Here is a 14,175-nt window from a genome sequence, read left to right as displayed (position 1 = left end):
GCTACAGTGCTGCGCACCACTTTTGTTCTACACTCACAAATCTTGAGCGACCTTGCACTGCCATAAGTGCGTTTCTTTGTGCATATTGTACAAGCCCCTTTGATCACCTTGCCAAGCAGACTGCTGCACTGCTTTCTGGCACGTCCCCTGCTATCGCCAAGGCCTCACCCTCTTACCGGAGCCAGGTCCATGAGCCATGCCACCCCCGATAGCGATTACCCCCTGAGCGAGGTGCCCAACGGCGCGCGCAAGGGGCTGTTCTCCACCGCCATCCTGCTGTTCGGTTTCACCTTCTTCACCGCCACTATGTTCGCCGGTGGCAAGATCGGCATGGCCTTCGACTTCACCACCCTGCTCTGGGCCGCGGTGATCGGTAACCTGTTGCTCGGTCTGTACGCCGCGGTGCTGGGCCTGATTGCCTGCCGCAGCGGCCTGAACTCGGTGCTGATGGGCCGTTTCTGCTTCGGCGAAGTGGGCAGCAAGCTGTCCGACATGCTCCTGGGTTTCACCCAGATCGGCTGGTACGCCTGGGGCACGGCGACCATCGCCATCATCCTGGTGAAGATCCTTGGCCTGCCCGAAAGCCTGACCATCCCGCTGATGGTGCTGTTCGGCTTCGGTTTCTGCCTCACCGCCTTCGTCGGCTACAAGGGCCTGGATCTGCTCTCGCGCGTCGCCGTGCCGGCCATGCTGGTGCTGCTGGTGGTGTCGCTGTGGATCGCTACCCGTGATATCGGCGGGTTGAGCGGGCTGCTGGCGGTCGAGCCCAAGGAGAGCATGAGCCTGAGCGTGGCCATTACCCTGGTGTTCGGCACCTTCGTCAGCGGCGCCACCCAGGCCACCAACTGGACGCGTTTCGCCAGGAGCGGCCGCGTCGCGGTGCTGGCCAGCATGGTCGGCTTCTTCATCGGCAACGGCCTGATGATCGTCGCCGGCGCTTACGGCGCCATCGTCTACCAACAGCCGGACGTGGTCGAGGTGCTGGTGCTGCAGGGGCTGTCCATGGCCGCCGTGGTCATGCTGTTCCTCAATCTGTGGACCACCCAGGACAACACCATCTACAACTTCGCCGCCGCCGGCTGCAACCTGCTGCGCACCGGCAAGCGCAAGACCGTGACCCTGGTCGGCGCCGGCATCGGCACCCTGCTGGCCATCGGCGGCATGTACGAGATGCTGATCCCCTTCCTGATTCTGCTCGGTTCGATCATCCCGCCGATTGGCGGTGTGATCATGGCTGACTTCTTCTACGGCCACCGCGCGCGCTACCCGAAACTGGCCGAGGTGCGCCTGCCAGCGTTCAACTGGGTCGGCCTGGGCGCCTACCTGATCGGTGCGCTGAGCGCCTACTTCTCGCCCTGGGTCGCGCCGCTGGTGGGCATCGCCGTGGCTGCCCTGGCCTACGTCATGCTGTTCGAACTGAACAAAGCCCTGGTCGGCCGTCAGCAGGTCGCCGGCGCGTGAGCCTGACCGTCGCTGACGTGCTCGCCCTGCCCGATCTGGCCAGCATGCAGCTGCGTGCCGGCCAGGCCGGGCGCGAGAATGCCGTGCGCTGGCCCTACGTGGCGGAGAACGAAGGCATCGCCGACTGGGTGATGGGTGGCGAGCTGATCTTCGTCACCGGCATCAACCACCCACGTGACGAAGCCAACCTGCTGCGCCTGGTGCGCGAGGGCCATGAGCGCGTGGTCGCCGGTATGGTCATCCTGACTGGCGCGGAGTTCATACAGGCCATCCCGCCCAGCGTCATCGCCGAGGCCGAGCGCCTGAACCTACCGCTGATCGAGCAGCCCTACGCGCTGAAGATGGTGGTGGTCACCCAGGCCATCGGCACCGCACTGGTGCAAGCGCAGCAGCTCGGTCGCTCGCGCCAGCATGTGCTGGAACAGGTGCTCGACGGCGATTACCAGTCACTCGAGGTGCTGCTGCAACGCGGCGACAGCCTCGGCCTGGCCCTGCATGTACCGCGTCAGGTGGCGCTACTGCGCCTCGACGGCAGCGAGCAACTGTTCGGTGACCTGCCAGATGAAGACGCCGAACGTCAGCTACAGACTCGCCAACAACTGCTGCAACGGCGCCTGGAGCAGAGCCTGGGCGAACTCGGTGACGCGCTGCCGCTGGTCAGCCAGGGCCGCCACTGGATTGCCCTGCTGCCCTGCCACGATGCCCACGCCGAAACACGTAACCGCCAGGCCATGACCACGCTGCTCGACGAACTGCGCCCGCAACTCGGCCCGCTACGCCTGTTCCTCGGCCTGGGCAGCGCAGGCTGCGATGCACCGCGTTTCGCCCAGGGCCTGGGTGAAGCACGCCAGGCCTTGAGCGTGGCGCAACGTTTTCCCGAGCGCCTGGGCCTGTGCAGTTTCAATGAGCTGGGCGTGCTGGAACTGCTCGGCGCGATCCGCGACCGCAGCCTGCTCGATCGCTTCGTCGAGCGCGTGGTCGGCCCGCTGATTGGCGACGACTCGCGTCACCAGCCGGTGCTGATGCCGACCCTGGAAGCCTGGTTCCAGGAAAACGGCAACCTGGCCCTGGCTGCGCAACGCCTGAACGTTCACCGCAACACCCTGAGCTACCGTCTACAGCGCATCGAAGCGCTGACCGGCTGCTCATTCGAAGATCCGCACGACCGCCTGAACATCAGCGTTGCGCTGTTGATCCGGCGCCTGTCGTCGCCTGCCTGAGAGGAAACCTGATGATCATCCACAATGCCCGCCTGCGCGGCCGCGACGGCCTGCACCGCATCACCCTGGACGGCGAACGCATCGCCGCCATCGACGCCCAGCACGCCTTGCACCCCATCGCCGAGGGCGATCTGGACGCAACCGGCAATCTCGTGGTGCCGCCCTTCGTCGAGCCGCACATCCACCTCGACGCCACCCTCACCGCTGGTGAGCCGGCCTGGAACATGAGCGGCACCCTGTTCGAGGGCATCGAGCGCTGGGCCGAGCGCAAGGCGCTGGTCACCCATGAAGACACCAAGACCCGCGCCAGGAAGACCATCGACATGCTGGTCGACCACGGCATCCAGCACGTGCGTACCCACGTCGACGTCACCGACCCAACCCTGGCCGCGCTCAAGGCCATGCTCGAAGTGCGCGAGGAAACCCGCCACCTGATCGACCTGCAGATCGTCGCCTTCCCTCAGGAGGGCATCGAGTCCTACGCCAACGGGCGCGCGTTGATGGAGCAAGCCATCGAGCTGGGCGCCGATGTGGTTGGCGGCATCCCACACTTCGAGAACACCCGTGACCAGGGCGTGTCGTCGATCAAGTTCCTCATGGACTTGGCCGAGCGCACAGGCTGCCTGGTGGACGTGCACTGCGACGAGACCGACGACCCGCAGTCGCGTTTTCTCGAAGTGCTGGCCGAGGAAGCCCGCGTGCGTGGCATGGGCGCGCGCGTCACCGCCAGCCACACCACCGCCATGGGCTCTTACGACAACGCCTACTGCTCCAAGCTGTTCCGCCTGCTGAAGATGAGCGGCATCAGCTTCATCTCCTGCCCCACCGAGAGCATCCATCTGCAGGGCCGCTTCGACACCTACCCGAAACGCCGGGGCCTGACCCGCGTGGCGGAGATCGACCGCGCCGGGATGAACGTGTGCTTTGGCCAGGATTCCATCGTCGACCCCTGGTACCCGCTGGGCAACGGCAACATCCTGCGCATCCTCGAAGCCGGCCTGCACATCTGCCACATGCTCGGTTATGAAGACCTCAAGCGCAGCCTGGATCTGATCACCGACAACTCGGCGCGCGCGCTGAACCTGGGTGAAGGGTATGGCCTGGAAGTGGGGCGCCCAGCCAACCTGCTGATCCTGTCGGCGCCGGACGATTACGAGATGGTACGCAGCCAGGGCCACGCGCTGGTGTCGGTGCGCCACGGCAAGGTGTTGATGCGCCGTACCCCGGCACAGATCGAACGCGCCTGACGCTCAGATGTGTTGATGGTACCCACGCTCTGCGTGGGCACCTGCACCTGGGGCGCTCCGCGTCCCGCTTGGCGATCCCTGAACCGCAGCGGACGCAGAGCGTCCTAGACTGAGCTACCACGCGGAGCGTGGGAGCGATCAATCTCCCATAAACGGCAGAAGGGCAAACACGATAATCCTCATGCGAACAGCGACCGTGGGAGCGGCTTCAGCCGCGATTACCCTAGAAGAGCTCGCGGCTGAAGCCGCTCCTACAACTGCGAAAACGCCCTACTCCACCCGCACGCTGGCAGTCATGCCGGCGCTCAGCACCATGCCTTCGGGCACCTGATCGAGCTTGATGCGCACCGGAATGCGCTGCGCCAGACGCACCCAGTTGAACGTCGGTTCGACGTCGGCCAGCAGTTGCCCGTCCGGGCTGGCGTTGCGGTCGGTGATACCGCGACTGATGCTTTCCACCTCACCGCGAATCTGCTGATCACCGCCCATCAGCCAGACCTCCACCAGCGCGCCAACCTTTATTCGCGGCAGCTTGGTCTCCTCGAAATACGCCTGCACGTAGAAAGAGTTGGTATCGACCAGCGCCATCACTGCCTGCCCGGCGTTCACGTAGTTACCTTGCGCCAGCACCAGGTTGGTGATCTGTCCATCGCGCGGTGCGTGCACCTCGCTGCGTGCGAGGTTCAGCTCGGCCACACGCAGCTCAGCCTGCGCCTCGCGATATTCGCTGCGCGCCATTTCGGCGTTGATCTGCGCGTTTTCCAGCAGCTCGGCACTGATCGCTTGGGCACCCAGGCGCGAGCGGCGCGAAGCCTCATGCTCACGCAGGCTCAGTTGCTGGCGGCGAATGTCCACCACCGCCTTGGCTTTCTCCACCGCCGCCTGGTAGCGGTCGCGATCTATGGTCATCAGCAGATCGCCCGCCTTGACCTGCTGGTTGTCGTGCACCTTGAGCTCGACTACCCAGCCAGACACGTCCGGGGCGATGGTCACCACATCGGCGCGCACACGGGCGTCGCGCGTCCAGGGCGAGTACATGTAGTGCTGCCAGATCCAGGAGCCGGCGAAAATCGCTGCCGCCACCATGGCCAGGGTGATGCCGACGCGGATGGTCGAACGCATGCTTTCTCTCCTCAATGCGCCAGGACGGCAATTACCGCCGCCAGCACGCAGACATACAAGGCACAATCGAACAGGGCTTCATGCCAGATCCAGCGCGACAGCCCGATGCGCTGCAAGCTCAGGCGCAACACGCCGGTCAGCAACAGCGCCAATACCGCGTACGCCGCCATCGGGCTAAGTAATACGCCGCCCAGCGACCATTCATGTAAGCCCATGGGCTTCTCCTCTCAGAACCTGTCCACGATCTGCTGCGCGTCGGCCCTGCTGCGTTAAAAACAGGCTCGGACTGCTCATTTACAGCTCGTAAACTCCGCGTCCTCGCCTGCTTTTGCCTTGCAGGGCTCTAGCTCGCTAGATCCTGCACAGGCTCTGAAGTAACACCAATGGCGCCAGCCGTTCTGCAGTTGCAACAGCGCCGCCTCGGCCAGGCGTTTGTCGATGCTGGGCGAGCAGGCGCGCAGGGCCTCCTGCAGCTCAGCCACCGCTGCGTCCAGAACGTCTTCACGGCCCGGTGCAGGACCGCGCTCCAGCGCGTCCTCCAGGTGCTCAAGAAAGCGCTGCTGCGACCGAGCCAGGCCGGCATCGGCATTGGCCAGGCACTTGCGCAGATGCAACAACTCGTCGCCCAGGTCGAGACCCGCCACGCCATCGTCCCAGCGGCTGCGCGTTTGATCCGGCCGCGCCGGATAGTGCCGCGCCAGCTGGATCAGACGATCAGCCATACGCCCGCCGAACCAGTTTTCGGCACGCCCCAAGTCGCGGCGGGTCAACCGACCGAGGTCGGCCAGGATCGCCTGCATCAGGCGGCGGCCATGCCAGACCGGATTGCGTAGCACTACCAGCTTGAACGCCATCACCGCGCAACCCACGCCTATCAGCATGCCCGGCGCTTCATTGAGGAAGAATTCGACGTTGTAGCCGACACCCGGCGCCGGCAGGCAGAGCACGATGAAATGCAGACAGAAGGAAGTGGATGTGGCGGCCGTCGCCGGCTTGGCCATGCCCAACACACCAAAGAACAGCGGCACGCCCAGCACCATGCAGAGCATCACGAAGCCATCGATCTGCGGCATCAGAATCTGGCCGACGAAAAACGCTACCGGCAGCGCGTAGAAGATACCGCGCAAGAACATCATGCCGATCTGCGGCGCGGCTTCGAGCCGCGCGAACAGGCTGCAGACCACGCAGGCCAGGAGCAACGCACCAGTGGCGTGGGTCCAGCCTGTGGCCAGCCAGAAGGCTGCCAGGGTGAGAAAGGTCAAGGCGCTACGCGAGCCATAAACCAGCGCGCTCTGCCAGTCGTAGTGCCAGGACAGAGCGCGTGGCGCATCGGCCGGCGCCCTGCCCTCCTCGACTGCAAGCAAGGCGCGACTGGCGTCCTCGACGCGCAACAGCAGCACCATCAAGCGCTCCAGACACAGTTGCTGGCCGCTGCTCAATTCTTCGTCCTGCGCCGCCTGGCGCAGTTGCTCGACCAACTCCGGCAAACCTGTCGGTTGCGCCTGTTGCAGGCGCTCATCCACCACCTGCAGCCAGGGCGCAACAGCCTGTGCCTTGGAGCTGCTCAGTTGCCGCCACTGCCGCGCCACACCGCGGGCCAGGCGCAACATGCCGAGCAGATCGCGACTCAGCACCCGCAACGCAATGGCTCGCTGGCGGCCTTGCGCGCCCTCGAACCAGGCATGCTCACGCTGAGCATCGACGGCGACGATACGCGCCAGCACCTCCAGCAGCCCCTGGCGGGAGCCGGCCTCACCGGCCAGCGCCTGGCGCGATGCGGCGACGCCGGCCTGCCAGGCGTCTCGCGCCTGTTGCGCCAGTTGCCGCTCGACTCGCTGCGGCCAGAGCAAAGCGCTGCTCAGGGTGGCGCAGATGATGCCCAGGCAGATTTCCGTGCAGCGGGCGATGGCTTCGTCGAACACCACGTGTGGCTTGCCGATGGCCGGCAAGGCGATGATCGCGACCGTGTAGCCGGCCAGCACGAAGGAGTATGACCAGGCGCTGCGCAACATGGTCGAGGATGCCGTGCAAAGCGCCAGCCACAAGGCGAACGCCAGCACGAACAACAGCGGCGCCTGGGCGAACAGCCCCATCATCACCACTGCCATGAAGGTGCCAACCAGCGTGCCGAGCAGTCGTGCCAGGCCCTTTTGCACCACCATGCCGGATAGCGGCTGGGCAACGATGAACGCGGTCATAAGTGCCCACTGCGGCTGCTCCAGGCCAAAACGCAGTGCGCACCACAATGCCAGACCACCGCCGAGCAGGGTCTTGATGGCGAATTGAACGGCTTGCGGGCTTGGTGCAAGGAACACCAGCAAGGAGTCACGCACGATGGCTACCTGAAGAAATCTCAGCTCTGAACATAGCTGTAGCGATTGGGTTCCGCCTCCGTGCGAAACTCAATTATTAGCTAGCTAACTATATCTGTCCAGAGGCGTGAGTACCTGCTACTCCAGGGTGCCTAACGAATCCGTGCTCTCGCCTGGGATGGCGAGCCAAAAAAAAGGGCGACCGAAGTCGCCCGAATTGCCTTGCGTGCCCAGTGAACTGGAAGGATCAGCTCTGCTTGCGCTTGTGAGCATCCTTCCAGATGAAGTAACCAACACCCCCGAAGAACGCGACCATCAGAAGAACGGTGCCGACTCCGGCGAGAACTACTGTATCGACGAACATGGCTGTCTCCTTTTGCGCCTGTCTGTCTGGGATGGCTTCACGTTATCAGCGCTGGCGGCGGGAAAATTGACCTGGATCAATGGCTGGCGAGCAGGCGCGACCAGGCCAAGGGGAATACTGACCCAGGTCAAGAAATCGAGGGGGTACGAGGCGGGAAGCACGGCCTGACGGCCGCGCATAACGAACAAGTGGCGGGAGCTTCAGCGTTTCTTGGGTTTGTTCTTGGACTTCTTCCTGGCCTTGCCCAGTGGCAAAACCTGCTCGAAGACCTGGCGCATCTCATTTAGGCGCTTGTCATTGAGATCGTGGATACGCTTGTCGCGCTCGGCGGCGAAATCAATCAGCTTGTCATCATTGCTCATAGCGGAAACCGGATCAGGCGAAAGGTCAGATTCAGGCGCGGCGCGCAGGCTTGTCGCGTCTTCGCCACTTGATGCTGCCAATGATGCTGGGTCGGCCCGCGCATGACCAGTAGTGAGGCGTGCTCCAGCGTCAGCGAGTGTTCGATGCGCGTGCTACCAACGCGGCGTAGATCGAAACGACGGCTGCCGCCCAGGTTGAGCGAAGCAATCAGCGGATCACGGCCCAACTCCGGCTCGGCATCGCTGTGCCAGCCCATGGAGTCCTGGCCGTCACGGTAGTAGTTGAGCAGCACGGCATTGAGCGGCTGCATGACCTCTTTCGCGACCCGCTGGCGAATCTCGTCCAGCAGGGGCGTCCAGGGCAACGGCTCATGCAGCTTGCCGGAATAGCGATAACGCGCCTCCGGCTCGCCATACCAGGCGGTGAGCCGTGGCGTGCGGTGATAGCGCCCGTGAATGAAGAGCTCTGGCTGTTGCCAAGGGGTTTGCTCGATCAGGGCCTGGAACCAGCTGTCGGCAAGAGCGGTGTCGACCCAGCCGGGCAGGTAGTCCAGCTCGGCATCGGCAAGTGCGGGCAAGGGGTCGGCGAATAGCATGACGATCTACATGAACGAGAATGAAAGGAGTGCCTTAAACTTCAACGTCTACCCACAGCCCCTGTCGCGGAAGATCGCCCAGCGCCTGCTCCACCTCTTCCGGCTCGGCCTCGGCCAGCTGTTCAGGGGTGTAGACACGCCGTTGGCGACGGCGCTGCTCATCGCGCAGCAGCTCCTCGGTTTCCTGTGGATGACGCTTGTCGAGGCTCAGCGCACTTTCCTTGGCGCTGCCCTCGGCCGGGGTCACCGGAGGAATCTCGGGCTTGGGCTTGATCACGTCTTGCGTGGCCGTGACCGGCACCAGGCTATGGGGGATAGGCGGTAGCACGTTTCAGCACCTCCTTTGGTCAGGCTGTCGGCCCCGTCATCCGCGACTTTAGCCTGTGCTCGCTACACTTTCGACTGACGGACGCAATGATAGTGCCACGACCGCTTTGGCCACGGCTCGGCATCCGTTACCATAGCCGGCTTTTTCACACGGGAGACAGGCATGGCGCAGTATCAACCGGGGCAACGCTGGATCAGTGACAGCGAAGCGGAATTGGGTTTGGGAACCATCCTCGCCGAGGACGGCCGCCTACTCACCGTGCTCTACCCGGCCACCGGCGAAACCCGCCAATACGCTACGCGCAATGCCCCACTGACCCGTGTGCGCTTCGCTCCGGGTGACGAGATCACCCATTTCGAAGGCTGGAAGCTCACCGTGCAGGAAGTCGAGGACGTCGACGGTCTGCTGGTCTACCACGGTCTCAATGCTCAGCACCAGCCGGTCACCATGCCGGAAACCCAGCTGTCGAACTTCATCCAGTTCCGCCTGGCCAGCGACCGTCTGTTCGCTGGCCAGATAGACCCACTGGCCTGGTTCGCCCTGCGCTATCACAGCCTGGAGCATAACAGCCGCCTGCTGCAGTCGTCGTTGTGGGGCCTGGGCGGCGCCCGCGCCCAGCCGATCGCCCACCAATTGCATATCGCCCGTGAAGTGGCCGACCGCATCGCCCCGCGCGTACTGCTGGCCGACGAAGTCGGCCTGGGCAAGACCATCGAAGCAGGCCTGGTGATCCATCGCCAGTTGCTCTCCGGCCGCGCCAGCCGCGTGCTGATCCTGGTTCCGGAAAACCTGCAGCACCAGTGGCTGGTGGAGATGCGCCGTCGCTTCAACCTCGATGTAGCCCTGTTCGACGCCGAGCGCTTCATGGAGAGCGACGCCAGCAACCCCTTCGAGGACTGCCAGTTGGCGCTGGTCGCCCTGGAGTGGCTGAAGGACGACGAGAAAGCCCAGGACGCGCTGTTCGCTGCCGGCTGGGACCTGCTGGTGGTCGACGAAGCCCACCACCTGGTCTGGCACCCGGAACAGGCCAGCGCCGAATATTCGCTGGTCGAGCAACTGGCCGAGGTCATCCCCGGCGTGCTGCTGCTCACCGCCACCCCGGAACAGCTCGGCCAGGACAGTCACTTCGCCCGCCTGCGTCTGCTCGACCCTGCCCGTTTCCACGACCTGGAAGCCTTCCGCGCCGAAAGCAGCCAGTACCGCCCGGTTGCCGAGGCCGTGCAGGAGTTGCTCGACCAGGGCAAGCTCAGCGCCCAGGCCCGCGACGCCATCGGCAGTTTCCTCGGCGATGAGGGCCGCGAGCTGCTCGATGCCGTAGATAGCGGCGATGATGATGCCCGCGCCCGCCTGGTGCGCGAGCTGCTGGACCGCCATGGCACCGGCCGCCTGCTGTTCCGCAACACCCGCGCCGCCGTGCAGGGCTTCCCCGAGCGCGAACTGCACCCCTACCCGCTGCCGAGCCCGGACGAGTACCTGGAGCTGCCACTGGGCGAGCATGCCGAGCTGTACCCGGAAGTCAGCTACCAGGCGCAGGAAGAAGTCGACGACGAGCAGCGCTGGTGGCGCATCGATCCGCGCGTCGAGTGGCTGATCGACACCCTGAAGATGCTGAAAAAATTCAAGGTGCTGGTGATCTGCGCCCACGCCGAAACCGCACTGGACCTGGAAGACGCCCTGCGCGTGCGCTCCGGCATCCCGGCCACGGTGTTCCATGAGGGCATGAGCATCCTCGAGCGCGACCGCGCTGCCGCCTACTTCGCCGACGAAGAGTTCGGCGCCCAGGTACTGATCTGCTCGGAAATCGGCTCCGAAGGCCGCAACTTCCAGTTCGCCCATCACCTGGTGTTGTTCGACCTGCCGGCGCACCCGGACCTGCTCGAACAGCGCATCGGTCGTCTCGACCGTATCGGCCAGAAACACCGCATCCAGCTGCACGTGCCGTACCTGGAGAACAGCCCGCAGGAGCGCCTGTTCCAGTGGTACCATCAGGCGCTGAATGCCTTCCTGGCCACCTGCCCCACCGGCAACGCCCTGCAGCACCAGTTCGGCCCACGCCTGCTGCCGCTGCTGGAAAACGGCGACGACGGCCAGTGGCAACAACTGGTGGAGGAAGCCACCGCCGAGCGCATTCGCCTCGAGGGCGAGCTGCACAGCGGTCGCGACCGCCTGCTGGAGCTGAACTCCGGCGGTGCCGGTGAAGGCGAAGCACTGGTCGAGGCGATCCTCGAGCAGGATGACCAGTTCACCCTGCCGATCTACATGGAAGAGCTGTTCAACGCCTTCGGCATCGACAGCGAAGACCACTCCGACAATGCCCTGATCCTGCGTCCCAGCGAGAAGATGCTGGACGCCAGCTTCCCGCTGGGCGACGACGAGGCGGTGACCATCACCTACGACCGCGAGCAGGCGCTGGCCCGCGAGGACATGCAGTTCCTCACCTGGGAACACCCCATGGTGCAGGGCGGCATGGACCTGGTGCTGTCCGGCTCGATGGGCAACACCGCAGTCGCGCTGATCAAGAACAAGGCGCTCAAACCCGGTACCGTGCTGCTGGAGCTGCTCTACGTCAGCGAAGTGGTCGGCCCGCGCAAGCTGCAGCTCGGCCGCTTCCTGCCGCCGGCTGCGCTGCGCTGCCTGCTCGACGCCAATGGCAACGACCTTGCACCCAAGGTCGGTTTCGAGACCCTCAACGATCAGCTTGAAAGCGTGCCGCGCGCCAGCGCCAACAAGTTTGTCCAGGCCCAGCGCGACGTACTGGCCAAGCAGATCAACGACGCCGAAGCCAAGGTCATGCCGCGCCATGTCGAACGCGTCGCCGAGGCCAAACGCCGCCTGATCGCCGAACTGGACGAAGAACTGGCGCGCCTGGTCGCCCTGCGCGCGGTCAACCCAAGCGTGCGCGACAGCGAGATCGACGCCCTGCGTGAGCAGCGCGAACAGAGTCTGGCGATGTTCGACAAGGCTGCCCTGCGCCTGGAAGCGATTCGCGTGCTGGTCGCGGGCTAAGTACGCCCGCTCCGTAGGGTGCGCCGTGCGCACCGAGCGTATGCACCGAAGAGTTTCGGTGCGTACAGCACACTCTACGGGTCACCTAGCTCCTCCAGCCTTCTCTGCAGAAACTGCCGATCCGGTCCTTGCTGCGCCAGCGCCAGGGCCTGGCGGTAGGCTGCAATCGCCTGCTCTCGGCGGCCCAAGCGGCGCAGCAGATCGGCCCGCGCCGCATGGGCCAGGTGGTAACCGTCCAGTTCACCCGCAGCCAGAAGACGGTCGATCTCCAACAGCCCAGCCTGCTCGCCATCGCGCATGGCCAGCGCCACGGCGCGGTTGAGTTCGATCACTGGCGACGGACTCAGGCGCAGCAGCTCGTCATACAGGCCGACGATCTGCACCCAATCGGTGTCTTCCAGACTGGCCGCCTCGGCATGCACCGCGGCAATCGCCGCCTGCAGGCTGTATGGGCCGAAACGCCGCGAGTGCAGCGCCTGTAGCACCAACGCCTCGCCCTCGGCGATCAATTCGCGATTCCACAGGCTGCGATCCTGGGCTTCCAGCAAAATCACCTCGCCATCTACACCGCTGCGCGCAGCGCGGCGCGACTCGTGCAGCAGCATCAACGCCAGCAGCCCCTCCACTTCCGGCTCGGGCAGCAACTCCAGCAGCAGGCGGCCCAGCCGAATCGCCTCGTCGGACAGCTGGCTGCGGGTCAGCGAATCACCGGAACTGGCGAAATAACCTTCGTTGAACACCAGGTAGATCACCCGTAACACCGCATCCAGACGCTCAGGCAGCTCGCTGCGCCCCGGCACCTCGTAAGGAATGCGCGCATCGCGAATCTTCGCCTTGGCCCGCACAATGCGCTGGGCCAGGGTCGACGGGCTGGAGAGGAAGGCGCGGGCGATCTCCTCGGTGGTCAGGTCGCACACCTCGCGCAACGTCAGCGCCACCTGGGCATCGCTGGCCAGCGCCGGGTGGCAGCAGGTGAAGATCAGGCGCAGGCGATCATCTTCAAGCAGCTCGCCCTCGCAGGCGCCATTCTCGTCAGGCAATTCGGCCTGCTCATCCAGCGGTTGAAAGCGGCGCTGCCGGCGCAGGTTGTCGATGGCCTTGAAGCGCCCAGCGGACACCAGCCAGGCGTGCGGATTGTCCGGTAGCCCGTCACGCGGCCACTGCTCGACTGCGCTGCGAAACGCCTCGTGCAGCGCCTCCTCGGCCAGGTCAAAGTCGCCGAGCAGGCGAATCAGGGTCGCCAGTACCCGGCGCGATTCCTCGCGGTATAGGCGTTCGATCAGTTCGCTGACCGGTGGCGATATCGACATGCGCTTCTCCTGAACGAACACCTACGTTGCACAATCCAGCGGAGGACGTCGAGTGGCGGCACGATCCGCCCCTCGATTTGGCATCCCTTGCATTGGCAGCCTTTCGACCACTGGGCATAGTCGCGCATTCCAATAATGAAGGGAGTCATGTCATGCACTGGTTGCTGCTCGGTCTGTTGGGTGCTGCGCTGTTTCTCTACGGCCGGATCACCGGCGATACACAGCTCAGCCTGCTGAGCAAAGGCATACCCGTGATCGCCCTGCTTCTGTGGTTGCGCCAGGCGCCGGCCGGCACCTATCGCCGCTGGATCACCGTTGGCCTGCTGTTTTCCCTGGCCGGCGACCTCCTGCTGGACTGGCCTGGCGATCTGTTCGTGTTCGGCCTTGGCGCCTTCCTGGTCGGCCACCTGGCCTACCTGCGCGCCTACTGCTCCGACAGCCGGCGGCCTGCCTTCGCGGCCCTGCTGCTGGCACTGATTGCCGGCGGTGCGATGTTCGCCGTGCTGGCCAGCAGCGGGCTCGGCGAGTTGCTGATTCCGGTGGCCTGCTATGCCACGGCGATCAGCCTGATGCTCTGGCGCGCCCTGGCCCGCATTGGCCACCCGGATCTGCAGCCGCGCTCCACCTGGCTGGCCGCCGGTGGCGCGACGCTGTTCGTGCTCTCCGACAGCCTGATCGGTATCGACCGCTTCGTCGCCAGTTTCGACGCGGCGCCTTACGCCATCATCCTCACCTACTGGCTCGGCCAGTGGGGCATTGCCGCTTCGGCGTTCCAGCGCAGCAACAACGCCTGACTGTTGCGCCACACTTGGCTAAAATGCCGGCCTTTCCCGCTAGCCGTTGCGAC

Annotated in this window: 13 protein-coding genes; 5 read left to right on the top strand and 8 right to left on the bottom strand. The window is 64.7% G+C overall.

Translation table 11 applies throughout. From position 1 onward, the window contains the following. Positions 1–189 precede the first annotated feature (189 nt). From codB to codA, 3 genes are read left to right on the top strand one after another with little or no spacing between them, the layout of a single operon-like run. Positions 190–1,461 carry a cytosine permease gene (gene codB, locus EL191_RS07835; RefSeq protein WP_041977840.1) on the top strand — a complete coding sequence of 424 codons (1,272 nt, stop codon included), beginning with the start codon at positions 190–192 and terminating at the stop codon, positions 1,459–1,461. After that, a complete protein-coding gene (locus tag EL191_RS07830; RefSeq protein WP_041977838.1) occupies positions 1,458–2,681 on the top strand; it encodes a PucR family transcriptional regulator in 1,224 nt (407 codons plus the stop codon). The genes codB and EL191_RS07830 overlap by 4 nt, the downstream gene beginning before the upstream one ends. Positions 2,682–2,692: 11 nt before the next feature. Further along, on the top strand, positions 2,693–3,928 hold the full coding sequence (gene codA / locus EL191_RS07825; protein ID WP_041977836.1) for a cytosine deaminase: 1,236 nt from the start codon (positions 2,693–2,695) through the stop codon (positions 3,926–3,928). Between the two features lie 270 nt (positions 3,929–4,198). Here codA and EL191_RS07820 read toward each other — a convergent pair whose 3' ends face one another. The 7 genes from EL191_RS07820 to EL191_RS07800 all read right to left on the bottom strand — a co-directional run bounded on the left by EL191_RS07820 (position 4,199) and on the right by EL191_RS07800 (position 9,012). Continuing rightward, positions 4,199–5,050 carry an efflux RND transporter periplasmic adaptor subunit gene (locus EL191_RS07820; protein ID WP_041977834.1) on the bottom strand — a complete coding sequence of 284 codons (852 nt, stop codon included), beginning with the start codon at positions 5,048–5,050 and terminating at the stop codon, positions 4,199–4,201. Between the two features lie 11 nt (positions 5,051–5,061). After that, positions 5,062–5,265 (bottom strand): DUF1656 domain-containing protein, encoded by a 204-nt coding sequence (locus EL191_RS07815; protein ID WP_041977832.1) that lies wholly within the window; start codon positions 5,263–5,265, stop codon positions 5,062–5,064. A gap of 75 nt (positions 5,266–5,340) precedes the next feature. After that, a complete protein-coding gene (locus tag EL191_RS07810; RefSeq protein ID WP_232005514.1) occupies positions 5,341–7,383 on the bottom strand; it encodes an FUSC family protein in 2,043 nt (680 codons plus the stop codon). Positions 7,384–7,609: 226 nt separating this feature from the next. Continuing rightward, positions 7,610–7,726: a cytochrome c oxidase subunit CcoM gene (gene ccoM, locus EL191_RS24695; RefSeq protein WP_017361612.1), complete on the bottom strand. Its 117-nt coding sequence runs from the start codon at positions 7,724–7,726 to the stop codon at positions 7,610–7,612. 200 nt (positions 7,727–7,926) lie between these two features. Beyond that, complete coding sequence (locus EL191_RS24395) at positions 7,927–8,088, bottom strand: hypothetical protein (RefSeq protein WP_013714679.1); 162 nt, start codon at positions 8,086–8,088, stop codon at positions 7,927–7,929. Further along, the gene (locus EL191_RS07805; RefSeq protein WP_013714678.1) at positions 8,085–8,684 is read right to left on the bottom strand and encodes an alpha-ketoglutarate-dependent dioxygenase AlkB family protein; all 600 of its coding nucleotides are present in this window, start codon (positions 8,682–8,684) and stop codon (positions 8,085–8,087) included. The genes EL191_RS24395 and EL191_RS07805 overlap by 4 nt, the downstream gene beginning before the upstream one ends. Positions 8,685–8,718: 34 nt before the next feature. Continuing rightward, complete coding sequence (locus EL191_RS07800) at positions 8,719–9,012, bottom strand: hypothetical protein (RefSeq protein ID WP_041977829.1); 294 nt, start codon at positions 9,010–9,012, stop codon at positions 8,719–8,721. Between the two features lie 162 nt (positions 9,013–9,174). On the opposite strand from EL191_RS07800, the gene rapA reads away from it, so the two are divergent. After that, positions 9,175–12,018: an RNA polymerase-associated protein RapA gene (gene rapA, locus EL191_RS07795; RefSeq protein ID WP_041977827.1), complete on the top strand. Its 2,844-nt coding sequence runs from the start codon at positions 9,175–9,177 to the stop codon at positions 12,016–12,018. Positions 12,019–12,092: 74 nt separating this feature from the next. On the opposite strand, the gene EL191_RS07790 is transcribed toward rapA, so the two are convergent. Next, the gene (locus EL191_RS07790) at positions 12,093–13,328 is read right to left on the bottom strand and encodes an RNA polymerase sigma factor (RefSeq protein ID WP_041977825.1); all 1,236 of its coding nucleotides are present in this window, start codon (positions 13,326–13,328) and stop codon (positions 12,093–12,095) included. A 152-nt stretch (positions 13,329–13,480) separates the two neighbouring features. On the opposite strand from EL191_RS07790, the gene EL191_RS07785 reads away from it, so the two are divergent. After that, positions 13,481–14,122, top strand: a complete 642-nt coding sequence (locus tag EL191_RS07785) for a lysoplasmalogenase (RefSeq protein ID WP_041977823.1) — start codon at positions 13,481–13,483, stop codon at positions 14,120–14,122. Positions 14,123–14,175: the final 53 nt, after the last annotated feature.

Source organism: Pseudomonas mendocina, assembly GCF_900636545.1.
In the GTDB taxonomy this organism is placed as follows: domain Bacteria; phylum Pseudomonadota; class Gammaproteobacteria; order Pseudomonadales; family Pseudomonadaceae; genus Aquipseudomonas; species Aquipseudomonas mendocina.
This window is presented reverse-complemented; position numbering and strand designations above follow the sequence as displayed.

Bases quoted from the DNA above. Each gene is read 5' to 3' on its own strand.
- codB (WP_041977840.1), top strand. From the start codon at position 190: ATGAGCCATGCCACCCCCGATAGCGATTACCCCCTGAGCGAGGTGCCC.
- codA (WP_041977836.1), top strand. From the start codon at position 2,693: ATGATCATCCACAATGCCCGCCTGCGCGGCCGCGACGGCCTGCACCGC.
- EL191_RS07820 (WP_041977834.1), bottom strand. From the start codon at position 5,050: ATGCGTTCGACCATCCGCGTCGGCATCACCCTGGCCATGGTGGCGGCA.
- EL191_RS07815 (WP_041977832.1), bottom strand. From the start codon at position 5,265: ATGGGCTTACATGAATGGTCGCTGGGCGGCGTATTACTTAGCCCGATG.
- ccoM (WP_017361612.1), bottom strand. From the start codon at position 7,726: ATGTTCGTCGATACAGTAGTTCTCGCCGGAGTCGGCACCGTTCTTCTG.
- EL191_RS24395 (WP_013714679.1), bottom strand. From the start codon at position 8,088: ATGAGCAATGATGACAAGCTGATTGATTTCGCCGCCGAGCGCGACAAG.
- EL191_RS07805 (WP_013714678.1), bottom strand. From the start codon at position 8,684: ATGCTATTCGCCGACCCCTTGCCCGCACTTGCCGATGCCGAGCTGGAC.
- rapA (WP_041977827.1), top strand. From the start codon at position 9,175: ATGGCGCAGTATCAACCGGGGCAACGCTGGATCAGTGACAGCGAAGCG.
- EL191_RS07790 (WP_041977825.1), bottom strand. From the start codon at position 13,328: ATGTCGATATCGCCACCGGTCAGCGAACTGATCGAACGCCTATACCGC.
- EL191_RS07785 (WP_041977823.1), top strand. From the start codon at position 13,481: ATGCACTGGTTGCTGCTCGGTCTGTTGGGTGCTGCGCTGTTTCTCTAC.